The following is a 22446-nucleotide window of genomic DNA, read 5'->3' as shown; positions in this document are numbered from 1 at the left end:
CATGGCGCTGAACATCGTCGTCGGCATCACCGGCGGCATCGCGGCGTACAAGGCCGTGTCGGTCGTGCGTTCCCTCGTGCTCGCCGGCCATGACGTGCACGTCGTGCCGACCGAGTCGGCGCTCCGGTTCGTCGGCCTGCCCACGCTCGAGGCGATCTCGCGCAACCCGGTGCACACCGACCTCTTCGAGGGCGTCGCCGAGGTGCGCCATGTCGCGATCGGCCAGGCCGCCGACCTCATCGTGATCGCGCCGGCGACGGCGAACAGCATCGCGAAGCTCGCCGCGGGCCTGGCCGACGACCTGCTCGGCAACACCGTCCTCGCGAGCGAGGCGCCCGTCGTCGTCGCGCCCGCGATGCACACCGAGATGTGGCGGAACCCGGCGACGCAGGCCAACGTCGCGACGCTGCGCGAGCGCGGTATCACGATCGTCGGACCCGCGGAGGGTCAGCTCACCGGCACCGACATCGGGCCGGGTCGGCTCGAGGAGCCCGACGTGATCGTCGCGGCGGCACTCGAGGTCGCCCGTCGTCACGGGCTCGACGCGGACGCGCCCGGCGTGGTGTCCGGCACGATCCCCGACGGCGCCGGCCCCGAGCCTGCGCACGACCTCGCGGGCCGCCGGATCGTGGTGTCCGCGGGCGGCACGCGCGAGCCGCTCGACCCCGTGCGCTTCCTCGGCAACCGCTCGAGTGGCAAGCAGGGCGTCGCGATCGCCGAGGCCGCCGCCGCACGCGGCGCCGACGTCACGCTCGTCGCCGCGAACCTCGAGGTCGCCGATCCGAGCGGATGCCGCGTGCGCGCCGTGTCGACGGCACTCGAACTGCGCGACGCGATGACCGAGGCCCTCGCCGGTGCCGATGTCGTCGTGATGGCCGCGGCGGTCGCCGACTACCGCCCGGCGACCGTGAGCGAGGCCAAGATCAAGAAGGTCGACGGCCGCGACCACATGACCCTGGAACTGGTTCGCAACCCCGACATCCTCGCCGGGCTGGGCGCGACCTCGCACGACGGCACGCTGCTCGTCGGGTTCGCCGCCGAGACCGAGGCAGACCCGGAGCGCCTGCTCGAACTCGGCCGCGCGAAGCGCCGGGCGAAGGGCGCCGACCTCCTCGTGGTCAACCGGGTCGGCTGGACGCGGGGCTTCGCGGCGGACGAGAACGCCGTGAGCATCATCGACGCCTCCGACGAGGTCGTCGCGGAGGCATCCGGAACGAAGATGTCGGTGGCGCACGGCATCCTCGACGTCGTCGCCGCCCGGCTCGCCGAGGGCGACGCCCCCGAATCCACGACGCCCCCGACCCCACGATGAAGGAAACCCATCCCGCATGAGCGCACTGCGCCAGTTCACCTCCGAGTCCGTCACCGAGGGGCATCCCGACAAGATCTGCGACCAGGTCTCCGACGCGATCCTCGATGCGCTGCTCGCCGTCGACCCGCAGGCGCGCGTCGCGGTCGAGACCCTCGTGACGACCGGGCTCGTGCACGTGGCCGGTGAGGTGTCGACCTCGGGGTACGTCGAGATCCCGGCGATCGTGCGCGATCGCATCACCTCGATCGGCTACGACTCGTCCGACGTCTGGTTCGACGGCCGCTCGTGCGGGGTCTCCGTCTCGATCGGCGGGCAGTCGCCCGACATCGCGCAGGGCGTCGACCACGCGTACGAGTCGCGCGAGGGGGCGAGCATCGACGAGCTCGATCGCCAGGGCGCGGGCGACCAGGGCATCATGTTCGGCTATGCGGTCCGTGAGACGCCCGAACTCATGCCGGTGCCGATCTGGCTCGCGCACCGCCTCGCCGAACGGCTCGCCCGGGTCCGCAAGGACGGCGAGCTCGACTACCTGCGTCCCGACGGCAAGACGCAGGTGACGGTCGGCTACGAGGGGCAGACCGCCCGCACGATCGAGACCGTCGTGCTCTCCACGCAGCACGCCCCGAGCGTCTCGACCGAGCAGCTGCGCGCCGAGGTCGAAGAGCTCGTCATCCGCCCGGTGCTCGACACCGTCGAACTGTCGCGTCACGACCTCAAGGTGCTCATCAACCCGACCGGGCGCTTCGAGATCGGCGGCCCGCAGGGCGACGCCGGGCTCACCGGCCGCAAGATCATCATCGACACCTACGGCGGGGCGAGCCGGCACGGCGGCGGCGCCTTCAGCGGCAAGGATCCGTCGAAGGTCGACCGCTCGGCGGCCTACGCGATGCGCTGGGTCGCGAAGAACGCGGTCGCCGCGGGCCTGGCCGACCGGCTCGAGCTGCAGGTCGCGTACGCGATCGGCGCCGCGGCCCCGGTCGGGCTCTACGTCGAGACGTTCGGCACCGCGCACCTGCCCGAAGATCGCATCATCGGCGCGATCCGCGACGTGTTCGACCTGCGCCCGGCCGCGATCATCCGCGATCTCGACCTCCTCCGGCCCATCTACGCCGACACGGCGACCTACGGCCACTTCGGCCGTGAGCTGCCGGCCTTCACGTGGGAGCGGCTCGACCGCGTCGACGACCTCCGCGCTGCCGCCGGGCTCTGACGTGGCCGCCGGGCCGGTGGCGAGGGTCCTCGTCGACTCGCCGCTGCCGCAGCTCGACCAGCTGCTCGACTATCGAGTCCCGGAACGGCTCGCCGACGTCGTGTCTGCGGGCGTGCGCGTGCGCGTGCCGCTCCGGACCGGCGGCCGCATCGCCGACGCCTGGGTGGTCGAGCTCGCCGAGCGCTCGGAGTTCCGCGGTGAGCTGAGCGAGGTCCACGACGTCGTGACCGACGTTCCGGTGCTGATGCCCGAGGTGTGGCGACTCGCCCGGGCCGCGGCCGATCGCGCGGCCGGCAACGCGAGCGACATCCTGCGCTTGGCCGTTCCGGGCCGGTACGTGCGCGCCGAGAAGGCCTGGCGTGCCGATCCGGGCGACCCCGGCGCGCGCCCCGGCGCCTCACCGACCATCGAGGGGTACGAGCCGGGGCGGGTCGAGCAGGGCCTGGCCGAGGGCGAGCGGATGGCGCTGACCGCCGACGCCCGCACGGTGCAGCTCCCCTCGGGCGCCTGGGTCGGCGCGTGGGCCGTGACGCTCGCCGAGGCCGCGACCCGGGTGCTCGCGCACGACCGTTCCTCGATCATCGCCGTCCCCGACTACCGCGACCAGGAGCAGCTCGAGGCCGCCCTCGCGGCCCTCGTCGACCCGCGCAGGGTGATCCGCACCGACGCGCGGCAGTCCGGCCCCGAGCGCTATCGCGCCTTCCTCGACGCCACCGGCGAGGCCGCGCGCATCGTCATCGGCAACCGTTCGACGGTATACGCCCCGGCCGCCCGGCTCGGCCTGATCGCGCTGTTCGACGACGGCGACGGGTTGCAGTCCGAGCCGCTCGCGCCCGGCGTGCATGCCCGCGACGCGGCGCTCATCCGGCAGGAGCAGAGCGGGGCGGCCCTCGTCTTCATCGCCCACACGCGCAGCGTCGACGTGCAGCGGCTGGTCGAGGTCGGCTGGGTGCATGACGTGCCGCTCCGGCGGGGCACTCGTCCGCGCGTCGTCCTGAGCGAGCAGCAGCCGGCGCCCGAGAGCGGCGGTGCGCGCATCCCGACCGCTGCGTGGCGCGAGGCACAGGAGGCCATCGCGAGCGGTCCGGTGCTCGTGCAGGTGGCGCGCCCCGGCCACGCCCCCATGCTCGTGTGCGACCGGTGCCGCGAACCTGCGCGGTGCACCATGTGCGGCGGCGCACTGGCCGTTCCGCGCGCGGGCGGGCCCGCCGCGTGCGTGCTGTGCGGCACGACCGCGAACGGATGGCGGTGCCGTGTCTGCGAGGGCACGCGGTTGCGCGCCGCGGTCGTCGGTGCGAGCCGCACGGCCGAGGAGCTCGGACGGGCCTTCCCGCGTTCGCGCGTCGTCGTCTCCGACGGCGAGCGACCGCTCGTGCGCGTCGACGCCGAGCCGAAGCTCGTCGTCGCGACACGCGGCGCCGAGCCGATCGCCGACGGCGGGTACCGCGCGGTACTCCTGCTCGACGGCGAGCGGATGCTGCTGCGCGAGTCGCTGCGCGTGGCCGAGGACTGCCTGCGCTGGTGGTCCAACGCGGCGGCCCTCGCGGCCGCGGGCGCCCCCGTGTACCTCGTGGGCGTCGGCGGGGCGATCGGCACCGCGCTCGCCACCTGGACACAGCCGGTATGGGCCGCCGAGGAGCTCGCGACCCGGCGAGCGCTGCGCTTCCCGCCGGCCGTGCGGATGGCGTCGGTCGTGTCGGGCCGCGAGCGGCTGGCCGAGGCCCTCGAGCGCCTGGGCGTCGTCGACGGCGTCGACGTGCTCGGGCCTGCACCGATCGACGACGGGCTCGAGCGGGCGGTGGTCCGGTTCGGGTACGCGCAGGGTACCGAGGTCGCCGTTCAACTGAAGGCCGAGGCGATCCGTGCCGCGACCGAGCGTCGCCGACCCGTGGCGGGGCGTCGACCGGGGCGCCCGCCGACCCTCCGCGTGCGCATGGACGATCCCGACCTGCCGTGACCGGCTGGGATGATGGGGTGGTGCCCCAGCTCCGGATCGTGTTCGCGGGAACGCCCGCCGCCGCCGTGCCCACCCTCGACCGACTCGCCGAATCGCCGCACGAGGTCGTCGGCGTCGTGACCAGGCCGCCGGCGCCGCTGGGCCGCAAGCGCGTGCTCACGCCGTCCCCGGTCGCGCAGGCTGCCGAACGGCTCGGGATCCCCGTCATCGACGCGCGCCGGCTCGACGCCGAGGCGACCGAGCGGATCGCCGCACTGCGCCCCGACCTCGGCGTGATCGTCGCGTACGGCGGGCTCGTGCGCGACCCGCTCCTCTCGACGCCCCGGCACGGATGGATCAACCTCCACTTCTCGGCGCTGCCGGCATGGCGTGGCGCCGCGCCCGTGCAGCACGCCCTCATCGCGGGCGACGCCGAACTCGGTGCGAGCGTCTTCCGCCTCGTCCCCGAGCTCGACGCCGGCGACGTCTACGCGATGCGCACCAGGCCCGTCGCGCCGGGGGAGACGGCCGGACTCGCGCTCGAGTCGCTCGCGGCATCCGGGGCCGACCTGGTCGCCGAGGTCGTCGACGGGATCGCCGACGGCCGCGTGGTCGCCGTGGCGCAGGACGGCGAGCCGACGTTCGCGCCGAAGCTCTCGATCGAGGACGCGCGACTCGACTGGCAGCGACCCTCGGCCGAGGTCGACGCGCGCTATCGCGGCGTGACGCCCGAGCCGGGCGCGTTCACCGAGGTCGACGGCGTGCGCGTGAAGGTGCTCGAGGCAGCGCCGGCCCATGCGTCGCCGAGCGCCGACGATCCGGCGCTCGCGCCCGGCGAGCTCCGCCTGGTCGGCCGCCGCGTGCTGGCCGGCACCCGCGACGGTGCCATCGAACTGCGGCGCGTCCAGCCGGCCGGTCGCACCGCGATGGCCGCCGCCGACTGGTGGCGCGGGCTCGGCGTCGAGCGGGCGGAGGCCCGATGAACGACGGCGGACGACGAGACGACGGGCGTCGAGACGGCGGGCGTCGCGACGGAGTGCGAGGCGGTGGTCCGCGCGGCCGCGGCACCGCTGCCCGGCAGGACGCGATCTCGCGTGCGCGACTCGTCGCGTACGACGTGATCGAGGCCGTCCGCGAGTCCGACGCGTACGCCAACCTCCTCCTGCCGGCGCGTATCCGCCGTGCCGGCCTGTCCGACGCCGACGCCGCGCTCGCGACCGAGCTGACCTACGGCACGCTCCGGCGGCTGGGCTACTACGACGCGGTGATCGCGCTCGCCGCCGGCCGCCCGGTCGACGCGATCGACCCGGCCGTGCTCGACGTGCTCCGCCTCGGCGCCCACCAACTGCTCGCCACGCGCGTCGCCACGCACGCCGCGGTCAACGAGTCGGTGGCGCTCGCGCGCCGCGTCGCCCCCAAGGCCGCCGGCTTCGTCAACGCGGTGCTCCGCACCGTGTCGCGCCGCGAGGCCGACGGATGGCGCGAGCTCGTCGCCGCCGAGGCCGGCTCGCCCGATCAGGCGCTCGCGGCCGTGCACTCGCATCCGCTCTGGGTCGTCCGAGCGCTCCGCGGGGCGCTCGATCGCGAGGGTCGCGGCGACGAGCTCGTCGCCCTGCTCGAGGCCGACAACGCGTCGCCCCACGTGAACCTCGTCGCGCTGCCCGGACTGGTGGACGGCGCGGCGGAGCTCGGCGAGCCCGACCGCTACTCGCCGGTCGGACTGTCCGCCGATCAGCCGCTCCGCGTCGTGGAGCGGCACGAGGGCCGCGTGCGGGTGCAGGACGAGGGGTCGCAGCTCGCCGCACTGGCGCTCAGCCGATCCGTGCCGGTGCGCGAGGGCGAACGCTGGCTCGACCTCTGTGCAGGCCCGGGGGGCAAGACCGCGCTGTTGGCGGCCGAGGCGCTCGCGGGCGGCGCGACGCTCGTCGCCAATGAGGTGGTCGCGGCGCGTGCCGAGCTGGTGCGACGCGCCGTCGCCCCCGTGCCGCTCGACGTGCGGGTCCGCGAGGGCGACGGCCGCGACCTCGACCCGGCCGAACTCGGCGCGCCCGGCGGATTCGATCGCATCCTGCTCGACGCGCCCTGCACCGGGCTCGGGGCGCTGCGGCGCCGGCCCGAGGCGCGCTGGCGCAAGTCGCCCGCCGACGTCCCCGAGCTCACCGCGCTGCAGGGCGAGCTGGCGGATGCCGCGTTCCGCGCGTTGGCGCCCGGCGGCGTCCTCGCCTACGTCACGTGCTCGCCGCACGCGGCAGAGACGCACGGCACGCTCGGCCGAGCCCTCGAGCGCTGGGGAGTCGAGGCCGAGCAGCTCGACACGGCGTCCATCGTGCAGGGGCTGTCGCGCCATCCGCTCGACCTCGCCGGTGACGGCCGCACCGTGCAGCTCTGGCCGCACCGGCACGGCACCGACGCCATGTTCATCGCGCTCGTGCGACGGCGTTGAGCCGCGTCATCCGCAACCGGCCCGCCGGTAGGCTCGACCCCATGCCCATGCGCATCAATCCGAGCATCCTCGCGGCCGACTTCGCGAACCTCGAGCGCGAGCTCGGGCGCATCTCGAGCGCCGACCTCGTGCACGTCGACATCATGGACAACCACTTCGTGCCGAACCTCACGTTCGGGCTGCCGATGGTCGAGCGCCTGCAGGAGGTCGCGCCGATCCCGCTCGACATCCACCTCATGATCGACGACCCCGACCGCTGGGCGCCGGGGTACGCCGAGGCCGGCGCGGCCTCCGTGACGTTCCACGTCGAGGCCGCACGCGACCCGATCGCCCTCGCGCGCCGCCTCCGCGAGATCGGCGCACGCGCGGGCATCGCGCTGAAGCCCGGGACGCCGGTCGACCCGTTCCTCGACGTGCTGCCCGAGTTCGACCAGGTGCTCGTGATGACCGTCGAACCGGGCTTCGGCGGGCAGTCGTTCATGCCCGAGACGATGCCGAAGCTGCGCCGCGTGGCCGACGCGGTCGCCGATGCGGGGCTCGATGTCTGGCTCCAGGTCGACGGCGGCATCTCCATCGACACGATCGGCATCGCCGCAGAGGCCGGGGCGAACACGTTCGTCGCCGGTTCGGCCGTGTTCCGCGGCGTGCCCGAGGAGCAGATCGAGCTGCTGCGCGACGCCGTGGCGTCGCACCCGCACGCGCATCGGTAGGCTGGTCGGGTGAAATCCTTCGACGACCTCTTCGTCGAGCTCGAGGACAAGGCCCGTACTCGCCCCGAGGGCAGCGGCACCGTCCGGCAGCTCGATGCCGGCGTCCACGCCATCGGCAAGAAGATCGTCGAGGAGGCGGCCGAGGTGTGGATGGCCGCCGAATACCAGGGCGACGCCGAGACGGCCGAGGAGATCTCGCAGCTGCTCTACCACCTCCAGGTCCTCATGCTCGCGAAGGGACTGACCCCGGCCGACGTGTACCGACATCTGTGATCGCGCCCATGACCGCAGACCAGTTCCGTCGACACGAAAGCCAGGGAATGCTCCGAATCGCCGTGCCCAACAAGGGTTCGCTCGCCGACACCGCCGCGCAGATGCTCTACGAGGCCGGCTACACCGGCCGACGTGACCCCAAAGAACTGATCGTCGCCGACCCGCGCAACGGCGTCGAGTTCTTCTACCTCCGCCCGCGCGACATCGCGACCTACGTCGGCTCCGGCGCCCTCGACGTCGGCATCACGGGCCGCGACCTGCTCCTCGACTCCGGTTCCGAGGCCGCCGAGATCGCCCCGCTCGGGTTCGGCGAGTCCACGTTCCGCTTCGCCGGCGCGCCCGGCGCGTTCAGCGAGCTCACCGACCTCGATGGTGTGCGCGTGGCCACGAGCTACCCGGGCCTCGTGGGCGACTTCCTCGCCCGTCACGGGGTGACCGCGAAGCTCGTCAAGCTCGACGGCGCGGTCGAGTCCGCGGTGCGGCTCGGCGTCGCCGATGCCGTCGCCGACGTCGTCTCGACCGGGTCGACGCTGCGCAAGGCCGGGCTCGACATCTTCGGGCCGGTCATCCTCGAGTCCGACGCCGTGCTCATCGGCTCGGGCGTCGAGAAGCTCGGCACGCAGACGCTCGTCCGGCGCCTCCAGGGCGTGCTCGTCGCACGCCAGTACGTCCTGCTCGACTACGACGTGCCGGTCGAGCGGCTCGAGGCGGCGACCGAGGTCGCTCCCGGCTTCGAGTCGCCGACGGTGTCGCCGCTGCACGATCCCGAGTGGGTCGCGGTGCGGGTCATGATCCCGCGCACCGAGATGAACCACGTCATGGACGAGCTGTACGCGCTCGGCGCCCGCGCCATCCTCGTCAGCGCCATCCACGCGGCGCGCCTGTAGGGAGCGGTCGATGAGCCTCGCCGTCCGCGTGATCCCGTGCCTCGACGTGGCCGGCGGCCGCGTCGTCAAGGGCGTCAACTTCCTCAACCTCCGCGACGCCGGCGACCCCGTCGAGCTCGCGGCCCGCTACGCCGAGCAGGGCGCCGACGAGCTGACCTTCCTCGACGTGACCGCGACGGTCGACGACCGCTCGACGACCTACGACATGGTTCGGCAGGTGGCCGAGCAGGTCTTCATCCCGCTCACGGTCGGCGGCGGCGTGCGATCCGATGAAGATGTCGCGCGGCTGCTCGGCCACGGCGCCGACAAGATCGGCGTGAACAGCGCCGCCATCGCGCGCCCCGAGCTCATCACCGAGATCGCCGACCGGTTCGGCGCGCAGGTGTGCGTGCTCTCGCTCGACGTGAAGCGCTCGGACCGTACCGGATCGGGCTTCGTCGTGACGACGCACGGAGGCCGCACCGAGACCGACCTCGATGCGCTGGACTGGGCGCGCCGTGCGATCGAGCTCGGCGCCGGCGAGCTGCTCGTGAACTCGATCGACGCCGACGGCACCAAGCAGGGCTTCGACCTCGAGCTCGTGCGACTGATGCACGAACTCGCATCGGTGCCCGTCATCGCGTCGGGCGGCGCGGGCGAGGTCGGGCACTTCGCGCCCGCGATCGCCGCCGGAGCCGACGCGGTCCTCGCGGCATCCGTGTTCCACAACGGCGAGCTGACGGTCGACGACGTCAAGCGTGCCCTGGCAGCAGACGGAAGGATCGTGCGATGAACGGCACGGGCGACGAGGAGCTGGAGTTCACGAGCGACGCGTGGACGCCCGATGGGTCCGCGGTCGACCGCGCCGCGTTCAACGACGACGGGCTGCTGCCCGCCGTCATCCAGCAATGGGACACCGGCGAGGTGCTCATGCTCGGGTGGATGGACCGCGAGGCCATGCGTCGCACGCTCACCGAGGGGCGCGTGACATTCTGGTCGCGCTCGAGGCAGGAGTACTGGCGCAAGGGCGACACGTCCGGACACGCGCAGTTCGTGAAGGCGGCCGCGCTCGACTGCGACGCCGACACGCTGCTCGTGAAGGTCGAGCAGGTCGGCGTGGCGTGCCACACCGGAACGCGCACCTGCTTCGACGGCGACCCGCTGCCCGTCGTGGTCGCGAGTCCCGCCGGATCGACCGACCCCGACGCCCCGCACGGAGGAGCACGATGACGGCCGCGAACACCGCCACGACCCGCCTCGACGACTTCACTGCGCTGCTCGAGGGTCGCCGCGTCGTCCCGGTCGTCCGCGAGCTCTTCGCCGACGGCGAGACGCCCGTCGGCATCTACCGCAAGCTCGCCGGCGACCGGCCGGGCACGTTCCTGCTCGAGTCCGCCGAGCAGGGCGGCATCTGGTCGCGCTACTCGTTCGTCGGCGCCGCGTCGTACGGCGTGCTCACCGAGCGCGACGGCACGGTGGACTGGATCGACACCGGCCTGGCACGTGGACGCGCCCTGGGCGAGGCATCCGGCGGCCTGGCCCCGCTCGCCGCCCTCGAGGCGCTGTACGAGCGCTGGGCGACGCCGGACGTGCCGGGCGCGCCGCCCCTCACCGGTGGGCTCGTCGGCTTCATCGGGTGGGAGGCGATCCGCCAGATCGAGCACCTGCCGAACCGTCCGCCCGCCGACTTCTCGGTGCCCGGGCAGGCGTTCGCGTTCGTGTCCGAGCTGGTCGTGATCGACCACCGGACGGGCACGGTGCAGCTCGTGGCATCCGTGCTGAACGACCTCGGCGACGCGCCCGAGGTGCTCTGGGCCGATGCGCAGGCCCGGCTCGATCGCCTGCAGGCCGCCCTCGCGACGCCCGCCGAGGCGTACCTCGCCGAGATCGACCTCGCGCGTGCCGCCGAACCGCGGTACCGAACCGAGAAGGCCGACTTCCTCGCGGCGGTCGAGCGCTCGAAGCACTACATCCGCGAGGGCGACATCTTCCAGGTGGTCGTCTCGCAGCGGTTCGAGCAGGATGCCGCGGCCCACCCGATCGACGTCTACCGCGTGCTGCGCAGCCTCAACCCGAGCCCGTACATGTACCTGCTGCACCTCGAGGATGTCGCGGGCGAGCCGTACTGGATCGTCGGCTCCTCGCCCGAGGCACTCGTGAAGGTCGAGGACGGCCGGGTCTACACGCACCCCATCGCGGGCTCCAAGCCCCGCGGCGCCACGCCCGAGGATGACGCCGACCTCGAGGCCGAGCTCATCGCCGACCCCAAGGAGCAGGCCGAGCACCTCATGCTCGTCGACCTCGCCCGCAACGACCTCGCGAAGGTGTGCGACGCCGGTTCGGTCGAAGTGACGGAGTTCATGCGCGTCGAGCGGTTCAGCCACATCATGCACCTCGTCTCATCGGTCGAGGGCGACCTCCGCGGCGACGCCAATGCGATCGACGTGTTCCGGGCGACGTTCCCGGCCGGCACCCTCTCGGGCGCTCCCAAGCCGCGTGCGCTCGAGATCATCGACGAGCTCGAGCCCGCGCAGCGCGGCGTCTACGGGGGAGTGGTCGGCTACTTCGGGTTCGGCGGCGACGCCGACCTCGCCATCGCGATCCGCACCGCGACGATCTCGGGCGGCGTCGCGCGCGTGCAGGCCGGCGGCGGGCTCGTGGCCGACTCGGATCCGGAGTCCGAGTACCAGGAGTCGGTCAACAAGGCGGCCGCGCCGCTGCGCGCCGTGGCCGTCGCCAACGCGATGCGTCGCGTCCGGTAGGGGTTCGCGTGCGACTCGAGCGGATGAAGCTGCCCTCGATCCTCGGCATCCTCGCCGGGTCGGGCCTCGGCCTGCTGGCCTGGAGCCAGACGTGGTTCACGGTGACGCTCGTCGACGGGGCCGCGGCCGGGGGTGCGACGACCCTCGAGGTGGGTGGGGCGACCGCCTCGCCGGCCATCGCGGCGCTGGCGCTCGCGGGCCTCGCGCTCGCGGGCGCGCTCGCGATCGCCGGCCCGCTGATCCGGATCGTGCTGGGCCTGCTGGCCGCGGTGCTGGGCGGATGCCTCGTGCTCGCCGCGTCGCTCTCGTCGGCCGACCCCGTCACGGCGGTCTCCGGCGCGGTGGCGGAGGCGACCGGCGTCGCGGGCGGCGAATCCACCGCGGCGCTGATCGCGTCGATCACCGCCACCGCCTGGCCTGTGGTCGCGATCGCCGGCGGCGTGCTCGTCGTGCTCGCGGGCGTGCTCGTCGTCGCCACCGGGCGCGCCTGGCCCACGTCGCGCCGGTACGGCGGGGGCGCGCGGCTCGCGGCCGACGGAACGCGGGCGGCCGCGACATCCGATCGGGCCGTCGACGACTGGGACGGGCTCAGCCGCGGCGACGACCCGACCGTGGAGACGAGCGCCACCGGCCCTGTCGAGAGACCCGACAGCGACGCGGATGGCGCGAACGACCCCTCGGACCCCACCCGCTAGACTTTCCAGCGACCCAGCCACAGAAGGAGCACCATGAGCACTGAGCACGCCGACCCCGGCCACGGACACTCGCCCGCGGCGTGGACCGCGGTGGTGATCATGCTCGTGGCCATCACCATCGGCACGGTGGCCTTCTTCCTCGACGTGCCGTGGCTCGTGTGGGCCTCCGCCGTGCTGCTCGTGATCGGCATGATCGTCGGCTGGGCCCTCGCGCGCGCCGGCTACGGTGTCGACGGTGCGAAGACCGCGCCCAAGGTGCACTGACGCGTGCTCTCCGAGCTGACCGCGAACGCGGTCGCCGACGCTGAGACGCGTCGCGCCGACCGTCCCCTCGCCGAGGTCGAGGCCGCGGCCCTGGCACGCCCGGCCGCCATCGACGCGCTCGCGGCGCTCGCGCCCGCCGATCGCGTCAAGGTCATCGCCGAGATCAAGCGGTCGAGCCCGTCGCGCGGCTCGCTCGCGAGCATCGACGACCCGGCGGCGCTCGCGCGTACCTACGAGCTCGGCGGCGCCAGCGCGATCAGCGTGCTGACCGAGGGCCGCAAGTTCGGCGGATCCCTCGCCGACCTCGAGGCGGTGCGCGCCGCAGTGTCGCTGCCGGTGCTCCGCAAGGACTTCATCGCGACGCCGTACCAGGTGTTCGAGGCGCGCGCCGCCGGCGCCGACCTCGTGCTCCTGATCGTCGCCGCGCTCGACGACTCGACGCTCGCCGAGTTGCACGGGCTCATCACCCAGCTCGGCATGACCCCGCTCGTCGAGACCCACTCCGCCGATGAACTCGACCGCGCCGCGCAACTCGGCGCCCGGCTCATCGGCGTGAACGCCCGCGACCTCACCACCTTCGAGCTCGACCGCGACCTGTTCGGCCGCCTCGCCGACCGCTTCCCACAGGGGGCGATCCGCGTGGCCGAGTCGGCCGTGCTGTCGGCGGCCGATGTCGCGCACTACCGCGCCGCCGGTGCCGACGCGGTGCTCGTGGGCGAGGCCCTCGTCACGGGCGACCCCATCGCGAACCTCTCAGCTTTCCTGGCGGTATGACATGGACCTCCGAGCCCAGACCGGTCCGTACTTCGGCGAGTTCGGCGGACGCTTCGTCCCCGAATCCCTGATCGCCGCGCTCGACGAGCTCTCCGAGGCGTACACCCTCGCCAAGCTCGACCCCGAGTTCGGCCGCGAGCTCGACGAGCTCGCCCGCACCTACACCGGCCGGCCGTCGATCATCACCGAGGTGCCGCGCTTCGCCGAGCAGGCGGGCGGCGCCCGCGTCATCCTCAAGCGCGAAGACCTGAACCACACCGGCTCGCACAAGATCAACAACGTGCTCGGCCAGGCGCTGCTCACCCGGCGCATCGGCAAGCGCCGCGTCATCGCCGAGACCGGCGCCGGCCAGCACGGCGTGGCGACCGCCACGGCCGCCGCGTTGTTCGGGCTCGACTGCACCATCTACATGGGCGAGGTCGACACCGAGCGCCAGGCGCTCAACGTCGCCCGCATGCGGCTGCTCGGCGCCGAGGTGATCGCCGTGAAGACCGGCTCGCGCACGCTCAAGGACGCGATCAACGACGCGATGCGCGACTGGGTGACCAACGTCGAGACCACGAACTACATCTTCGGCACGGTGGCCGGGCCGCACCCGTTCCCCGAGATGGTCCGCGACTTCCAGAAGGTCATCGGCGAAGAGGCGCGCGAGCAGGTCCTCGAGCTGACCGGCCGGCTGCCGACCGCGGTCGCGGCGTGCGTGGGCGGCGGATCGAACGCGATCGGCATCTTCCACGCCTTCCTCGACGACGCGGATGTCGCGCTGTACGGCTTCGAGGCCGGCGGCGAGGGCGTCGACACGCCCCGCCACGCCGCGACCATCTCGAAGGGGCGGCCGGGCGTCCTGCACGGTGCGCGGAGCTACCTCCTCCAGGACGAGGACGGCCAGACCATCGAGTCGCACTCCATCTCCGCCGGACTCGACTACCCGGGAGTCGGCCCCGAGCACTCGTGGCTCGCCGCCATCGGCCGCGCGCAGTACCGGGCGGTCACCGACGACGCCGCCATGCAGGCGCTGCGGCTGCTCACTCGCAGCGAGGGCATCATCCCGGCGATCGAGTCGGCGCATGCGCTGGCCGGCGCACTCGAGCTCGGCCGGGAGCTCGGTCGCGACGCGACGATCCTGGTCAACCTCTCCGGCCGCGGCGACAAGGACATGGACACCGCAGCGCGGTACTTCGGCCTGTACGACGGAGCCGACGCATGAGCGGCGTGGGTCCCGTCATCCGGCGACGCAACGACGAGGCGGCCGGCGCGCTGATCGGCTACCTGCCGGTGGGCTTCCCGACGCTCGACGAGAGCGTCGAGGCCGCCGTCGCGCTCGTCGAGAACGGCGTCGACGTGCTCGAGCTCGGATTGCCGTATTCCGACCCGGTCATGGACGGCACGGTCATCCAGGCGGCGACGCGGCAGGCGCTCGCGAACGGCTTCCGCCTCGCGCACGGGTTCGAGGCCGTGCGGCGGATCACGGCGCGCGTCGACGCGCCGGTCCTGATCATGACCTACTGGAACCCCGTCGTGCAGTACGGCGTCGACCGCTTCGCCGACGACCTCGCGGCCGCCGGGGGAGCGGGTCTCATCACACCCGACCTGATCCCCGACGAGGCGGCCGACTGGATCGCCGCCTCCGAGCGCACCGGGCTCGACCGCGTGTTCCTGGCGGCGCCGACGTCGACCGACGTGCGCCTGCGCCAGGCCGTCGACTCCAGTCGCGGGTTCGTCTACGCGGTCTCGACGATGGGCATCACCGGCGCGCGCACCGACGTCGACCAGGCGGCTCGAGGCCTCGTGGGCCGGCTCCGCCAGGCGGGTTCGCCGGCGAGCTGCGTCGGGCTCGGCATCTCGACGGCGACGCAGGTCGCCGAGGTGCTCGAGTACGCCGAGGGCGCGATCGTCGGTTCGGCGCTCGTGAAGGCCCTCGCCGAGGGCGGCGTCGAGGCCGCCGGAGCGCTCGCGGCCGAGCTCGCGCGCGGCACCGCCCGCAAGTGAAGTAGTCTCGACGGGGCCGCCACGCAGGGCGGTTCCGCACCATCGACGAAAGGCAGACGCCGGCGTGATCGCACCGATCAGCATCCCGAGCCCCGATGAGGCGTGGCGCACCCTCGAGATCCCCGTCCCGTGGGGCACGCTGAACATCCAGATGTACGCCCTGTGCATCCTCGCCGGCATCATCGTCGCCACGATCTGGACCTCGCGCCGGCTCACGAAGCGGGGCGCCGAGCCGGGCATCGTGCTCGACGTCGTGCTCTGGGCGGTCCCCCTCGGCATCATCGGCGCGCGCATCTACCACGTGCTGACCCACCCCGACGACTACTTCGCCGGCCAGGAGCTCTGGCGCGTGTTCGCGATCTGGGAGGGCGGGAACGCCATCTACGGCTCGCTCATCGGCGGCGCGATCGGCGTGATCATCGCGTGCCGGATCACCGGCCTGCGGTTCTGGTCGTTCGCCGACGCGCTCGCGCCGGGCCTGCTGCTCGCGCAGGCGATCGGCCGTCTCGGCAACTGGTTCAACCACGAGCTGTTCGGGTGGCCCACCGACCTGCCGTGGGGGCTCGAGATCGAGTCGACCAATCCGGCCTTCCCCGCCGGCCTCGAGGACGGGACCCTGTTCCACCCGACGTTCCTCTACGAGATCATCTGGAACATCGCCGGCATCGTCGTGCTGCTCGGACTCGAGCGGTTCTTCCGGCTGCGGTGGGGCATGCTGTTCGGCGCCTACCTGATCTGGTACGGCGCGGGTCGCGCGGTGTTCGAGACGATCCGGGTCGACCCGAGCGAGATGTTCCTCGGCATCCGGTCGAACGTGTGGGCGTCGTTCCTCGCCATCCTCATCGGCATCGTCATCATCTTCGTGCAGCGACGCCGGCACCCCGGCATCGAGCCGAGCGTGTACCGCCAGGGCCGTGAATGGAAGCCCGCCGATGCTGAGGTAGACTCGGACGACTCCACCGAGTCCGACTCAGACTCTCTCGACGATGGCGTCGAGGGTGAGAACGAACCCGGCGAGCCGGCTGCCACAAGCTCGAGCCGCTCGGCCTCCACGTAGGGGGCACGCCACCACCACGTTCTCCGCCGTAGCGCCGCACCTAGCGCTGCGAATCCTCCATCGTGGGCCGACGTCGTCCCCGTGCCACCGAGATACCGAGGACGGTCCAACGTGTCGCTTCCCCCTCCCCACTCGCGGTTCGGAACCGTGCCGCCCGCACAGGGCATGTACGACCCCGCCGCCGAGAAGGACGCCTGCGGGCTCGCGATGGTCGCCACGCTGCGCGGCAGCGCAGGCCACGACATCATCACCGCCGCGCTCGACGCGCTGCGGAACCTGGAGCACCGCGGTGCGGTCGGCTCCGACGCCGGCACCGGCGACGGCGCGGGCATCATCACCCAGGTGCCCGACGCCTTCCTCCGCGAGGTGGCCGGCTTCCCGCTGCCGCCGGCCGGCAGCTACGCCGTCGGCAACGCGTTCCTGCCCGTCGATCCGACCTCCCGCAGCGCCCTCAAGCAGCGGTTGCAGCGCATCGCGGCGTCCGAGGGGGTCGAGGTGCTCGGATGGCGCGAGGTCCCCGTGCGCCCCGACGAGCTGGGCACGCTGGCGCGCGCCGCGATGCCCGTCGTCCAGCAGCTCTACGTGCGCAGCTCCGCGAGCACGTCCGAGGGGGAGCACCTCGCGGACATCGCCCTCGACCGGCTCACGTTCCGCCTGCGCAAGCGCGCCGAGCGCGAGCTCGAGCTGTACTTCGCCTCGCTGTCGAGCCGCACCCTGGTCTACAAGGGCATGGTCACCACGCTCCAGCTCGAGCCGTTCTACCCCGACCTCTCCGACGAGCGGTTCGCCTCGCGGCTCGCGCTCGTGCACTCGCGGTACTCCACGAACACGTTCCCCTCGTGGCCGCTCGCGCAGCCGTTCCGGATGATCGCGCACAACGGCGAGATCAACACCATCCAGGGCAACCGCAACTGGATGCGCGCGCGCCAGTCCCAGCTCGAGTCCGAGCTGCTCGGCGACCTCGCGCCGCTCATGCCGATCGTGACGCCCGGCGCGAGCGACTCCGCGTCGTTCGACGAGGTGGTCGAGCTCCTCACGCTCGCGGGCCGCAGCCTGCCGCATGCCGTCATGATGATGGTGCCCGAGGCGTGGGAGAAGCAGACCGAGATCGATCCCGAGCGGCGCGCCTTCTACGAGTACCACTCGATGCTCATGGAGCCGTGGGACGGACCCGCGGCGATCGTCTTCACCGATGGCACGCTCGTCGGCGCGACGCTCGACCGGAACGGCCTCCGTCCCGGCCGGTACGTCGTCACCGACGACGGGCTCGTGGTGCTCGCGAGCGAGATCGGCGTGCTCGACCTGCCGCAGCACCGCATCGTCCGCAAGGGCCGGCTCCAGCCGGGCCGCATGTTCCTCGTCGACACCGACGCGGGCCGCCTCATCGAGGACGACGAGATCAAGTCCGACCTCGCCGCCTCGGCGCCGTGGGGCGACTGGCTCGACGAGGGCCGGATCCACCTCGCCGACCTGCCCGAGCGCGAGCACATCGTGCATCCGCCGGCCTCGGTCAACCGCCGCCAGCGCACGTTCGGCTACACCGAGGAGGAGGTGAAGATCCTGCTCGCCCCCATGGCCGCCAACGGCCAGGAGCCGATCGGGGCGATGGGATCCGACACCCCGATCGCGGTGCTGTCCCAGCGGCCGCGCCTGCTCTTCGACTACTTCACGCAGCAGTTCGCGCAGGTGACGAATCCGCCGCTCGACTCGATCCGCGAGCAGGTCGTCACCTCGCTGTCGACCTCGCTCGGACCCGAGCGCAACCTGCTCTCCGCCGGCGCCGAGCACGCCCGCCAGGTGTCGCTCGACTTCCCGGTCATCGACAACGACCAGCTCGCCAAGATCGTGCACATGACTGCGCCGTCGGGTGCGCGGGCGAGCCGCACGCTGCGCGGCCTGTACCGCGTCGACGAGGGCCCCGACGGCCTGCGCGCCCGGCTGGCCGAGCTCTGCCACGAGGTCGACGAGGCGATCGACGAGGGCGCCTCGTTCATCGTGCTCAGCGACCGCGACTCCACGAAGGACCTCGCGCCGATCCCGTCGCTGCTCATGCTCTCGGCGGTGCACCACCACCTCATCCGTTCCGAGACCCGCATGAAGGCGGGCCTCGTGGTCGAGGCCGGCGACGTCCGCGAGGTGCACCACGTCGCGCTGCTCGTCGGCTACGGCGCCTCCGCGGTCAACCCCTATCTCGCGATGGAGACCTGCGAGGACCTCGTGCGCTCCGGCGTGCTCGCGAGCGTGACGCCCGAGCACGCGGTTCGCAACGTCATCACCGCGCTCGGCAAGGGCGTGCTCAAGATCATGTCGAAGATGGGCATCTCGACGATCTCGTCGTACGCCGGCGCCCAGGCGTTCGAGGCGGTCGGCCTCGCGCAGGACTTCATCGACGAGTTCTTCACGGGCACCACCTCCAAGCTGGGTGGCGTCGGCATCGACGTGATCGCCTCCGAGAACCTCGCGCGTCACGCCGTCGCCTACCCGGCGGATGCCGCGGTGCGGGCCCACGAGCGACTGCAGACCGGCGGCGAGTACCAGTGGCGCCGCGACGGCTCGCCGCACCTCTTCAACCCCGAGACGGTCTTCCGCCTGCAGCACTCCACCCGGAACCGCCGCTACGACGTGTTCCGCGAGTACACGGACATGGTCGACTCCCAGGCCGAGCAGCTCATGACGCTCCGCGGCATGTTCGCGCTGCGCACGGGCGTGCGGACGGCCGTGCCGATCGACGAGGTCGAACCGGTCGAGTCGATCGTGAAGCGCTTCTCGACGGGGGCGATGAGCTACGGCTCGATCTCGAAGGAGGCGCACGAGACCCTCGCGATCGCCATGAACCGGCTCGGCGCGAAGTCGAATACCGGCGAGGGCGGCGAGGATCTCGATCGACTCCTCGACCCCGAGCGCCGCAGTGCGATCAAGCAGGTCGCCTCGGGTCGCTTCGGCGTCACGAGCATGTACCTCACGCACGCCGAGGACATCCAGATCAAGCTCGCCCAGGGCGCCAAGCCCGGCGAGGGCGGGCAGCTGCCGCCGACGAAGGTGTACCCGTGGGTCGCCCGCACGCGTCACGCGACGGCGGGCGTCGGCCTCATCTCACCGCCGCCGCACCACGACATCTATTCGATCGAAGACCTCAAGCAGCTCATCTTCGACCTCAAGCGCGCCAACCCGCACGCCCGGATCCACGTCAAGCTCGTGAGCCAGTCGGGCATCGGCGCGGTGGCCGCGGGCACCGCGAAGGCCCTGGCCGACGTCATCCTGGTCTCCGGGCACGACGGCGGCACCGGCGCGAGCCCGCTGAACTCGCTGAAGCACGCCGGGACCCCCTGGGAGCTCGGCCTGGCCGAGACGCAGCAGACGCTCATGCTGAACGGCATGCGCGATCGCGTCGTCGTGCAGGTCGACGGCCAGCTGAAGACGGGCCGCGATGTCGTCATCGGCGCGCTGCTGGGTGCCGAGGAGTTCGGCTTCGCGACCGCCCCGCTCATCGTCGAGGGCTGCGTCATGATGCGCGTCTGCCACCTCGACACGTGCCCGGTCGGCGTCGCCACCCAGAATCCCGAGCTGCGCAAGCGCTTCACGGGCAAGCCCGAGTTCGTGGTCAACTTCTTCGAGTTCATCGCGCAGGAGGTGCGCGAGTACCTCGCCGAGCTCGGCTACCGTTCGCTCGACGAGATCATCGGCCGTCGGGAGCTGCTCGACGTCGACCGTGCGGTCGCGCACTGGAAGGCGTCGGGCCTCGACCTCACGCCGGTGCTCGTCGGCCCCGACTTCTCAGAGTCCGACCCGCGTCGCAACGGTCGCGCGCAGGACCACGAGCTCGACGAGCACTTCGACAACGAGCTCATCCGACGCAGCCAGCTCGTGCTCGAGCAGGGCGGTCGCGTCGAGGTCGCGCTGCCGATCCGCAACACCGAGCGCGCGGTCGGCACGATGCTGGGCCACGAGGTCACGATGCGGCACGGCGCCCAGGGCCTGCCGACGGCGTCGATCGACGTCACGCTCACCGGCTCCGCCGGACAGTCGCTCGGCGCCTTCCTGCCGAGCGGCATCACGCTGCGACTCGAGGGCGACTCGAACGACTACGTCGGCAAGGGACTGTCGGGCGGGCAGATCATCGTCCGCCCGTCACGGGAGGCCGGGTTCGTCGCCGAGCGCAACGTGATCGCCGGCAACGTCATCGGCTACGGCGCGACGCAGGGCAGCATGTTCATCCGCGGCATCGTGGGCGAACGCTTCCTGGTGCGGAACTCCGGTGCGACCGCGGTCGTCGAGGGCGTGGGCGACCACGCGCTCGAGTACATGACCGGCGGGCTCGCGCTGATCCTCGGCGCGACCGGCCGCAACCTCGGCGCCGGAATGTCGGGCGGAACGGCGTACGTGCTCGACCTCGCTGAGTCGCGGGTCAACCGCGAGGCCATATCGAGTGGCGAGCTCGAACTGCACCCGCTCGGCAGCGCCGACCACGAGATCGTGCGCGACCTGCTCGAGCAGCACCTCGAGCACACCGACTCTGCGGTCGCCGCGGCCCTCCTCACCGACGGGGATGCCGCGTTCGACCGCTTCACCAAGGTGCTGCCGCGCGACTACGCGGCCGTGCTGCGTACCCGTCAGACGGCGGTCGACGAGGGGCTCGACCCCGACGGCGACGTGGTCTGGACTCGGATCTTGGAGGTGACGGGTGGCTGACCCGAAGGGCTTTCTGAAGGTCACCGAGCGCGAGCTGCCCAAGCGGCGCCCCGTGCCGGTGCGCATCATGGACTGGAAAGAGGTCTACGAGGCGGGCGACTCGGCGCAGCTGCGCCGTCAGGCCGGCCGCTGCATGGACTGCGGCATCCCGTTCTGCCACCAGGGCTGCCCGCTCGGCAACCTGATCCCCGAGTGGAACGACCTGACCTGGCGCGGCGAGGGCCGCGCGGCGAGCGAGCGCCTGCACGCGACGAACAACTTCCCGGAGTTCACGGGCCGCCTGTGCCCGGCGCCCTGCGAGTCGGCGTGCGTGCTCGGCATCAACCAGCCCGCCGTGACGATCAAGCAGGTCGAGGTCTCGATCGCCGACCAGGCGTTCGGCAACGGCTGGGTGCAGCCGCAGCCCCCGGGCCGGCTCACGGGCAAGACGGTCGCCGTGGTCGGCTCGGGTCCGGCAGGCCTCGCGGCGGCGCAGCAGCTCACGCGCGCCGGCCACACGGTCGCCGTGTACGAGCGCGACGACCGCATCGGCGGCCTGCTCCGCTACGGCATCCCCGACTTCAAGATGGAGAAGAAGGTCCTCGACGCCCGCCTCGCGCAGATGACCGCCGAGGGCACGCGCTTCCGTGCCGGCGTCGAGATCGGCGTCGACCTCTCATGGGGCGAGCTGCGTCGTCGCTACGACGCGGTCGTGGTCGCGACGGGTGCGATCGTGCCGCGCGACCTCCCGATCCCGGGCCGTGACCTGCCCGGCGTGCACTTCGCGATGGAGTACCTCGTGCAGTCCAACCGCCGCATCGCCGGCGAGGACGTCTTCGACCAGATCACGGCCGAGGGCAAGCACGTCGTCGTCCTCGGCGGCGGCGACACGGGCGCCGACTGCATCGGCACCGCGCACCGCCAGGGCGCGCTCTCGGTGACGAACCTCGCGATCGGCAAGCAGCCGAGCCCGACGCGACCGACCGAGCAGCCGTGGCCGATGCATCCGACCCTGTTCGAGGTGCAGAGCGCGCACGAGGAGGGCGGCGTGCGCCAGTACCTCGCCTCGACGGTCGAGTTCCTGGCCAACGAGGTCGGCGAGGTCCGCGCCATCCGCGTGGCCGAGACCGAGTACCTCGACGGCCGCCGCGTGCCGAAGGCCGGCACCGAGCGCGAGATCCCCGCCGACCTCGTGCTGCTCGCGCTGGGCTTCACCGGCCCCGAGACCGAGGCCGCGAACGACCAGCTCGGCCTGCAGGCGAGCGAGCGCGGCAACTTCGCGCGCGGCGCCGACTACGCGACCTCCGAGCCGGGTGTCTTCGTCGCCGGTGACGCCGGTCGCGGGCAGTCGCTCATCGTGTGGGCGATCGCCGAGGGCCGTGCTGCGGCTGCGTCCGTCGACCGCTACCTTGAGGGTGAGACGCAGCTGCCGAGCCCGATCCCCGCGACGGCGCGAGCCTTCGCCATCTGACCCCGCGTCATCCGGC

The 22446-nt window shown here is 72.6% G+C and carries 19 protein-coding genes; all 19 read left to right on the top strand.

From position 1 onward, the window contains the following. Position 1 precedes the first annotated feature (1 nt). The 19 genes from ACFQ58_RS09245 (at position 2) to ACFQ58_RS09155 (ending at position 22430) form a co-directional block, all read left to right on the top strand. On the top strand, positions 2 to 1312 hold the full coding sequence (locus ACFQ58_RS09245; RefSeq protein ID WP_376950781.1) for a bifunctional phosphopantothenoylcysteine decarboxylase/phosphopantothenate synthase: 1311 nt from the start codon (positions 2 to 4) through the stop codon (positions 1310 to 1312). A 16-nt stretch (positions 1313 to 1328) separates the two neighbouring features. After that, complete coding sequence (gene metK / locus ACFQ58_RS09240) at positions 1329 to 2522, top strand: methionine adenosyltransferase (protein WP_376950780.1); 1194 nt, start codon at positions 1329 to 1331, stop codon at positions 2520 to 2522. 1 nt (position 2523) lies between these two features. Further along, positions 2524 to 4479 carry a primosomal protein N' gene (locus ACFQ58_RS09235; RefSeq protein WP_376950779.1) on the top strand — a complete coding sequence of 652 codons (1956 nt, stop codon included), beginning with the start codon at positions 2524 to 2526 and terminating at the stop codon, positions 4477 to 4479. 20 nt (positions 4480 to 4499) lie between these two features. Next, positions 4500 to 5441 (top strand): methionyl-tRNA formyltransferase, encoded by a 942-nt coding sequence (fmt, locus tag ACFQ58_RS09230; protein ID WP_376950778.1) that lies wholly within the window; start codon positions 4500 to 4502, stop codon positions 5439 to 5441. Next, complete coding sequence (locus ACFQ58_RS09225; protein ID WP_376950777.1) at positions 5438 to 6901, top strand: RsmB/NOP family class I SAM-dependent RNA methyltransferase; 1464 nt, start codon at positions 5438 to 5440, stop codon at positions 6899 to 6901. Before fmt ends, ACFQ58_RS09225 begins: the two co-directional genes overlap by 4 nt. Positions 6902 to 6942: 41 nt before the next feature. After that, positions 6943 to 7611, top strand: a complete 669-nt coding sequence (rpe, locus tag ACFQ58_RS09220; RefSeq protein ID WP_376950776.1) for a ribulose-phosphate 3-epimerase — start codon at positions 6943 to 6945, stop codon at positions 7609 to 7611. Between the two features lie 9 nt (positions 7612 to 7620). After that, positions 7621 to 7884 carry a phosphoribosyl-ATP diphosphatase gene (locus tag ACFQ58_RS09215; RefSeq protein ID WP_376950775.1) on the top strand — a complete coding sequence of 88 codons (264 nt, stop codon included), beginning with the start codon at positions 7621 to 7623 and terminating at the stop codon, positions 7882 to 7884. 47 nt (positions 7885 to 7931) lie between these two features. Beyond that, positions 7932 to 8771 carry an ATP phosphoribosyltransferase gene (gene hisG, locus ACFQ58_RS09210; RefSeq protein WP_376950774.1) on the top strand — a complete coding sequence of 280 codons (840 nt, stop codon included), beginning with the start codon at positions 7932 to 7934 and terminating at the stop codon, positions 8769 to 8771. 10 nt (positions 8772 to 8781) lie between these two features. After that, on the top strand, positions 8782 to 9543 hold the full coding sequence (gene hisF, locus ACFQ58_RS09205; RefSeq protein WP_376950773.1) for an imidazole glycerol phosphate synthase subunit HisF: 762 nt from the start codon (positions 8782 to 8784) through the stop codon (positions 9541 to 9543). After that, the gene (gene hisI / locus ACFQ58_RS09200) at positions 9540 to 9980 is read left to right on the top strand and encodes a phosphoribosyl-AMP cyclohydrolase (protein WP_376950772.1); all 441 of its coding nucleotides are present in this window, start codon (positions 9540 to 9542) and stop codon (positions 9978 to 9980) included. Before hisF ends, hisI begins: the two co-directional genes overlap by 4 nt. Next, positions 9977 to 11512: an anthranilate synthase component I gene (locus ACFQ58_RS09195; RefSeq protein ID WP_376950771.1), complete on the top strand. Its 1536-nt coding sequence runs from the start codon at positions 9977 to 9979 to the stop codon at positions 11510 to 11512. The genes hisI and ACFQ58_RS09195 overlap by 4 nt, the downstream gene beginning before the upstream one ends. A gap of 8 nt (positions 11513 to 11520) precedes the next feature. After that, on the top strand, positions 11521 to 12207 hold the full coding sequence (locus tag ACFQ58_RS09190; RefSeq protein WP_376950770.1) for a Trp biosynthesis-associated membrane protein: 687 nt from the start codon (positions 11521 to 11523) through the stop codon (positions 12205 to 12207). A gap of 33 nt (positions 12208 to 12240) precedes the next feature. After that, positions 12241 to 12471 (top strand): DUF6704 family protein, encoded by a 231-nt coding sequence (locus ACFQ58_RS09185; protein WP_376950769.1) that lies wholly within the window; start codon positions 12241 to 12243, stop codon positions 12469 to 12471. A gap of 3 nt (positions 12472 to 12474) precedes the next feature. Then, positions 12475 to 13245 (top strand): indole-3-glycerol phosphate synthase TrpC, encoded by a 771-nt coding sequence (gene trpC, locus ACFQ58_RS09180; protein WP_376950768.1) that lies wholly within the window; start codon positions 12475 to 12477, stop codon positions 13243 to 13245. A 1-nt stretch (position 13246) separates the two neighbouring features. Further along, positions 13247 to 14452 (top strand): tryptophan synthase subunit beta, encoded by a 1206-nt coding sequence (gene trpB, locus ACFQ58_RS09175; protein ID WP_376950767.1) that lies wholly within the window; start codon positions 13247 to 13249, stop codon positions 14450 to 14452. Then, positions 14449 to 15234: a tryptophan synthase subunit alpha gene (gene trpA / locus ACFQ58_RS09170; RefSeq protein ID WP_376950766.1), complete on the top strand. Its 786-nt coding sequence runs from the start codon at positions 14449 to 14451 to the stop codon at positions 15232 to 15234. Before trpB ends, trpA begins: the two co-directional genes overlap by 4 nt. A gap of 64 nt (positions 15235 to 15298) precedes the next feature. Then, entirely contained in the window at positions 15299 to 16291 is a 993-nt protein-coding gene (gene lgt / locus ACFQ58_RS09165; RefSeq protein WP_376950765.1) for a prolipoprotein diacylglyceryl transferase, read from the top strand. A gap of 165 nt (positions 16292 to 16456) precedes the next feature. Continuing rightward, positions 16457 to 20980 (top strand): glutamate synthase large subunit, encoded by a 4524-nt coding sequence (gltB, locus tag ACFQ58_RS09160; RefSeq protein ID WP_376951115.1) that lies wholly within the window; start codon positions 16457 to 16459, stop codon positions 20978 to 20980. Continuing rightward, the gene (locus ACFQ58_RS09155) at positions 20973 to 22430 is read left to right on the top strand and encodes a glutamate synthase subunit beta (RefSeq protein WP_376950764.1); all 1458 of its coding nucleotides are present in this window, start codon (positions 20973 to 20975) and stop codon (positions 22428 to 22430) included. The genes gltB and ACFQ58_RS09155 overlap by 8 nt, the downstream gene beginning before the upstream one ends. Positions 22431 to 22446 lie beyond the last annotated feature (16 nt).

Source organism: Agromyces sp. NPDC056523 (genome assembly GCF_042794545.1).
Taxonomy (GTDB): Bacteria; Actinomycetota; Actinomycetes; order Actinomycetales; family Microbacteriaceae; genus Agromyces.
Note: the sequence above shows the minus strand (reverse complement) of the source record. Positions and strands in the feature narration are given on the sequence as shown.

Excerpts from the sequence above, each read along its gene's own strand:
- ACFQ58_RS09225 (WP_376950777.1), top strand. The coding sequence starts at position 5,438 with ATGAACGACGGCGGACGACGAGACGACGGGCGTCGAGACGGCGGGCGT.
- ACFQ58_RS09245 (WP_376950781.1), top strand. The coding sequence starts at position 2 with ATGGCGCTGAACATCGTCGTCGGCATCACCGGCGGCATCGCGGCGTAC.
- ACFQ58_RS09185 (WP_376950769.1), top strand. The coding sequence starts at position 12,241 with ATGAGCACTGAGCACGCCGACCCCGGCCACGGACACTCGCCCGCGGCG.
- trpB (WP_376950767.1), top strand. The coding sequence starts at position 13,247 with ATGGACCTCCGAGCCCAGACCGGTCCGTACTTCGGCGAGTTCGGCGGA.
- ACFQ58_RS09195 (WP_376950771.1), top strand. The coding sequence starts at position 9,977 with ATGACGGCCGCGAACACCGCCACGACCCGCCTCGACGACTTCACTGCG.
- hisG (WP_376950774.1), top strand. The coding sequence starts at position 7,932 with ATGCTCCGAATCGCCGTGCCCAACAAGGGTTCGCTCGCCGACACCGCC.
- hisF (WP_376950773.1), top strand. The coding sequence starts at position 8,782 with ATGAGCCTCGCCGTCCGCGTGATCCCGTGCCTCGACGTGGCCGGCGGC.
- rpe (WP_376950776.1), top strand. The coding sequence starts at position 6,943 with ATGCCCATGCGCATCAATCCGAGCATCCTCGCGGCCGACTTCGCGAAC.
- trpA (WP_376950766.1), top strand. The coding sequence starts at position 14,449 with ATGAGCGGCGTGGGTCCCGTCATCCGGCGACGCAACGACGAGGCGGCC.
- gltB (WP_376951115.1), top strand. The coding sequence starts at position 16,457 with ATGTACGACCCCGCCGCCGAGAAGGACGCCTGCGGGCTCGCGATGGTC.
- metK (WP_376950780.1), top strand. The coding sequence starts at position 1,329 with ATGAGCGCACTGCGCCAGTTCACCTCCGAGTCCGTCACCGAGGGGCAT.
- hisI (WP_376950772.1), top strand. The coding sequence starts at position 9,540 with ATGAACGGCACGGGCGACGAGGAGCTGGAGTTCACGAGCGACGCGTGG.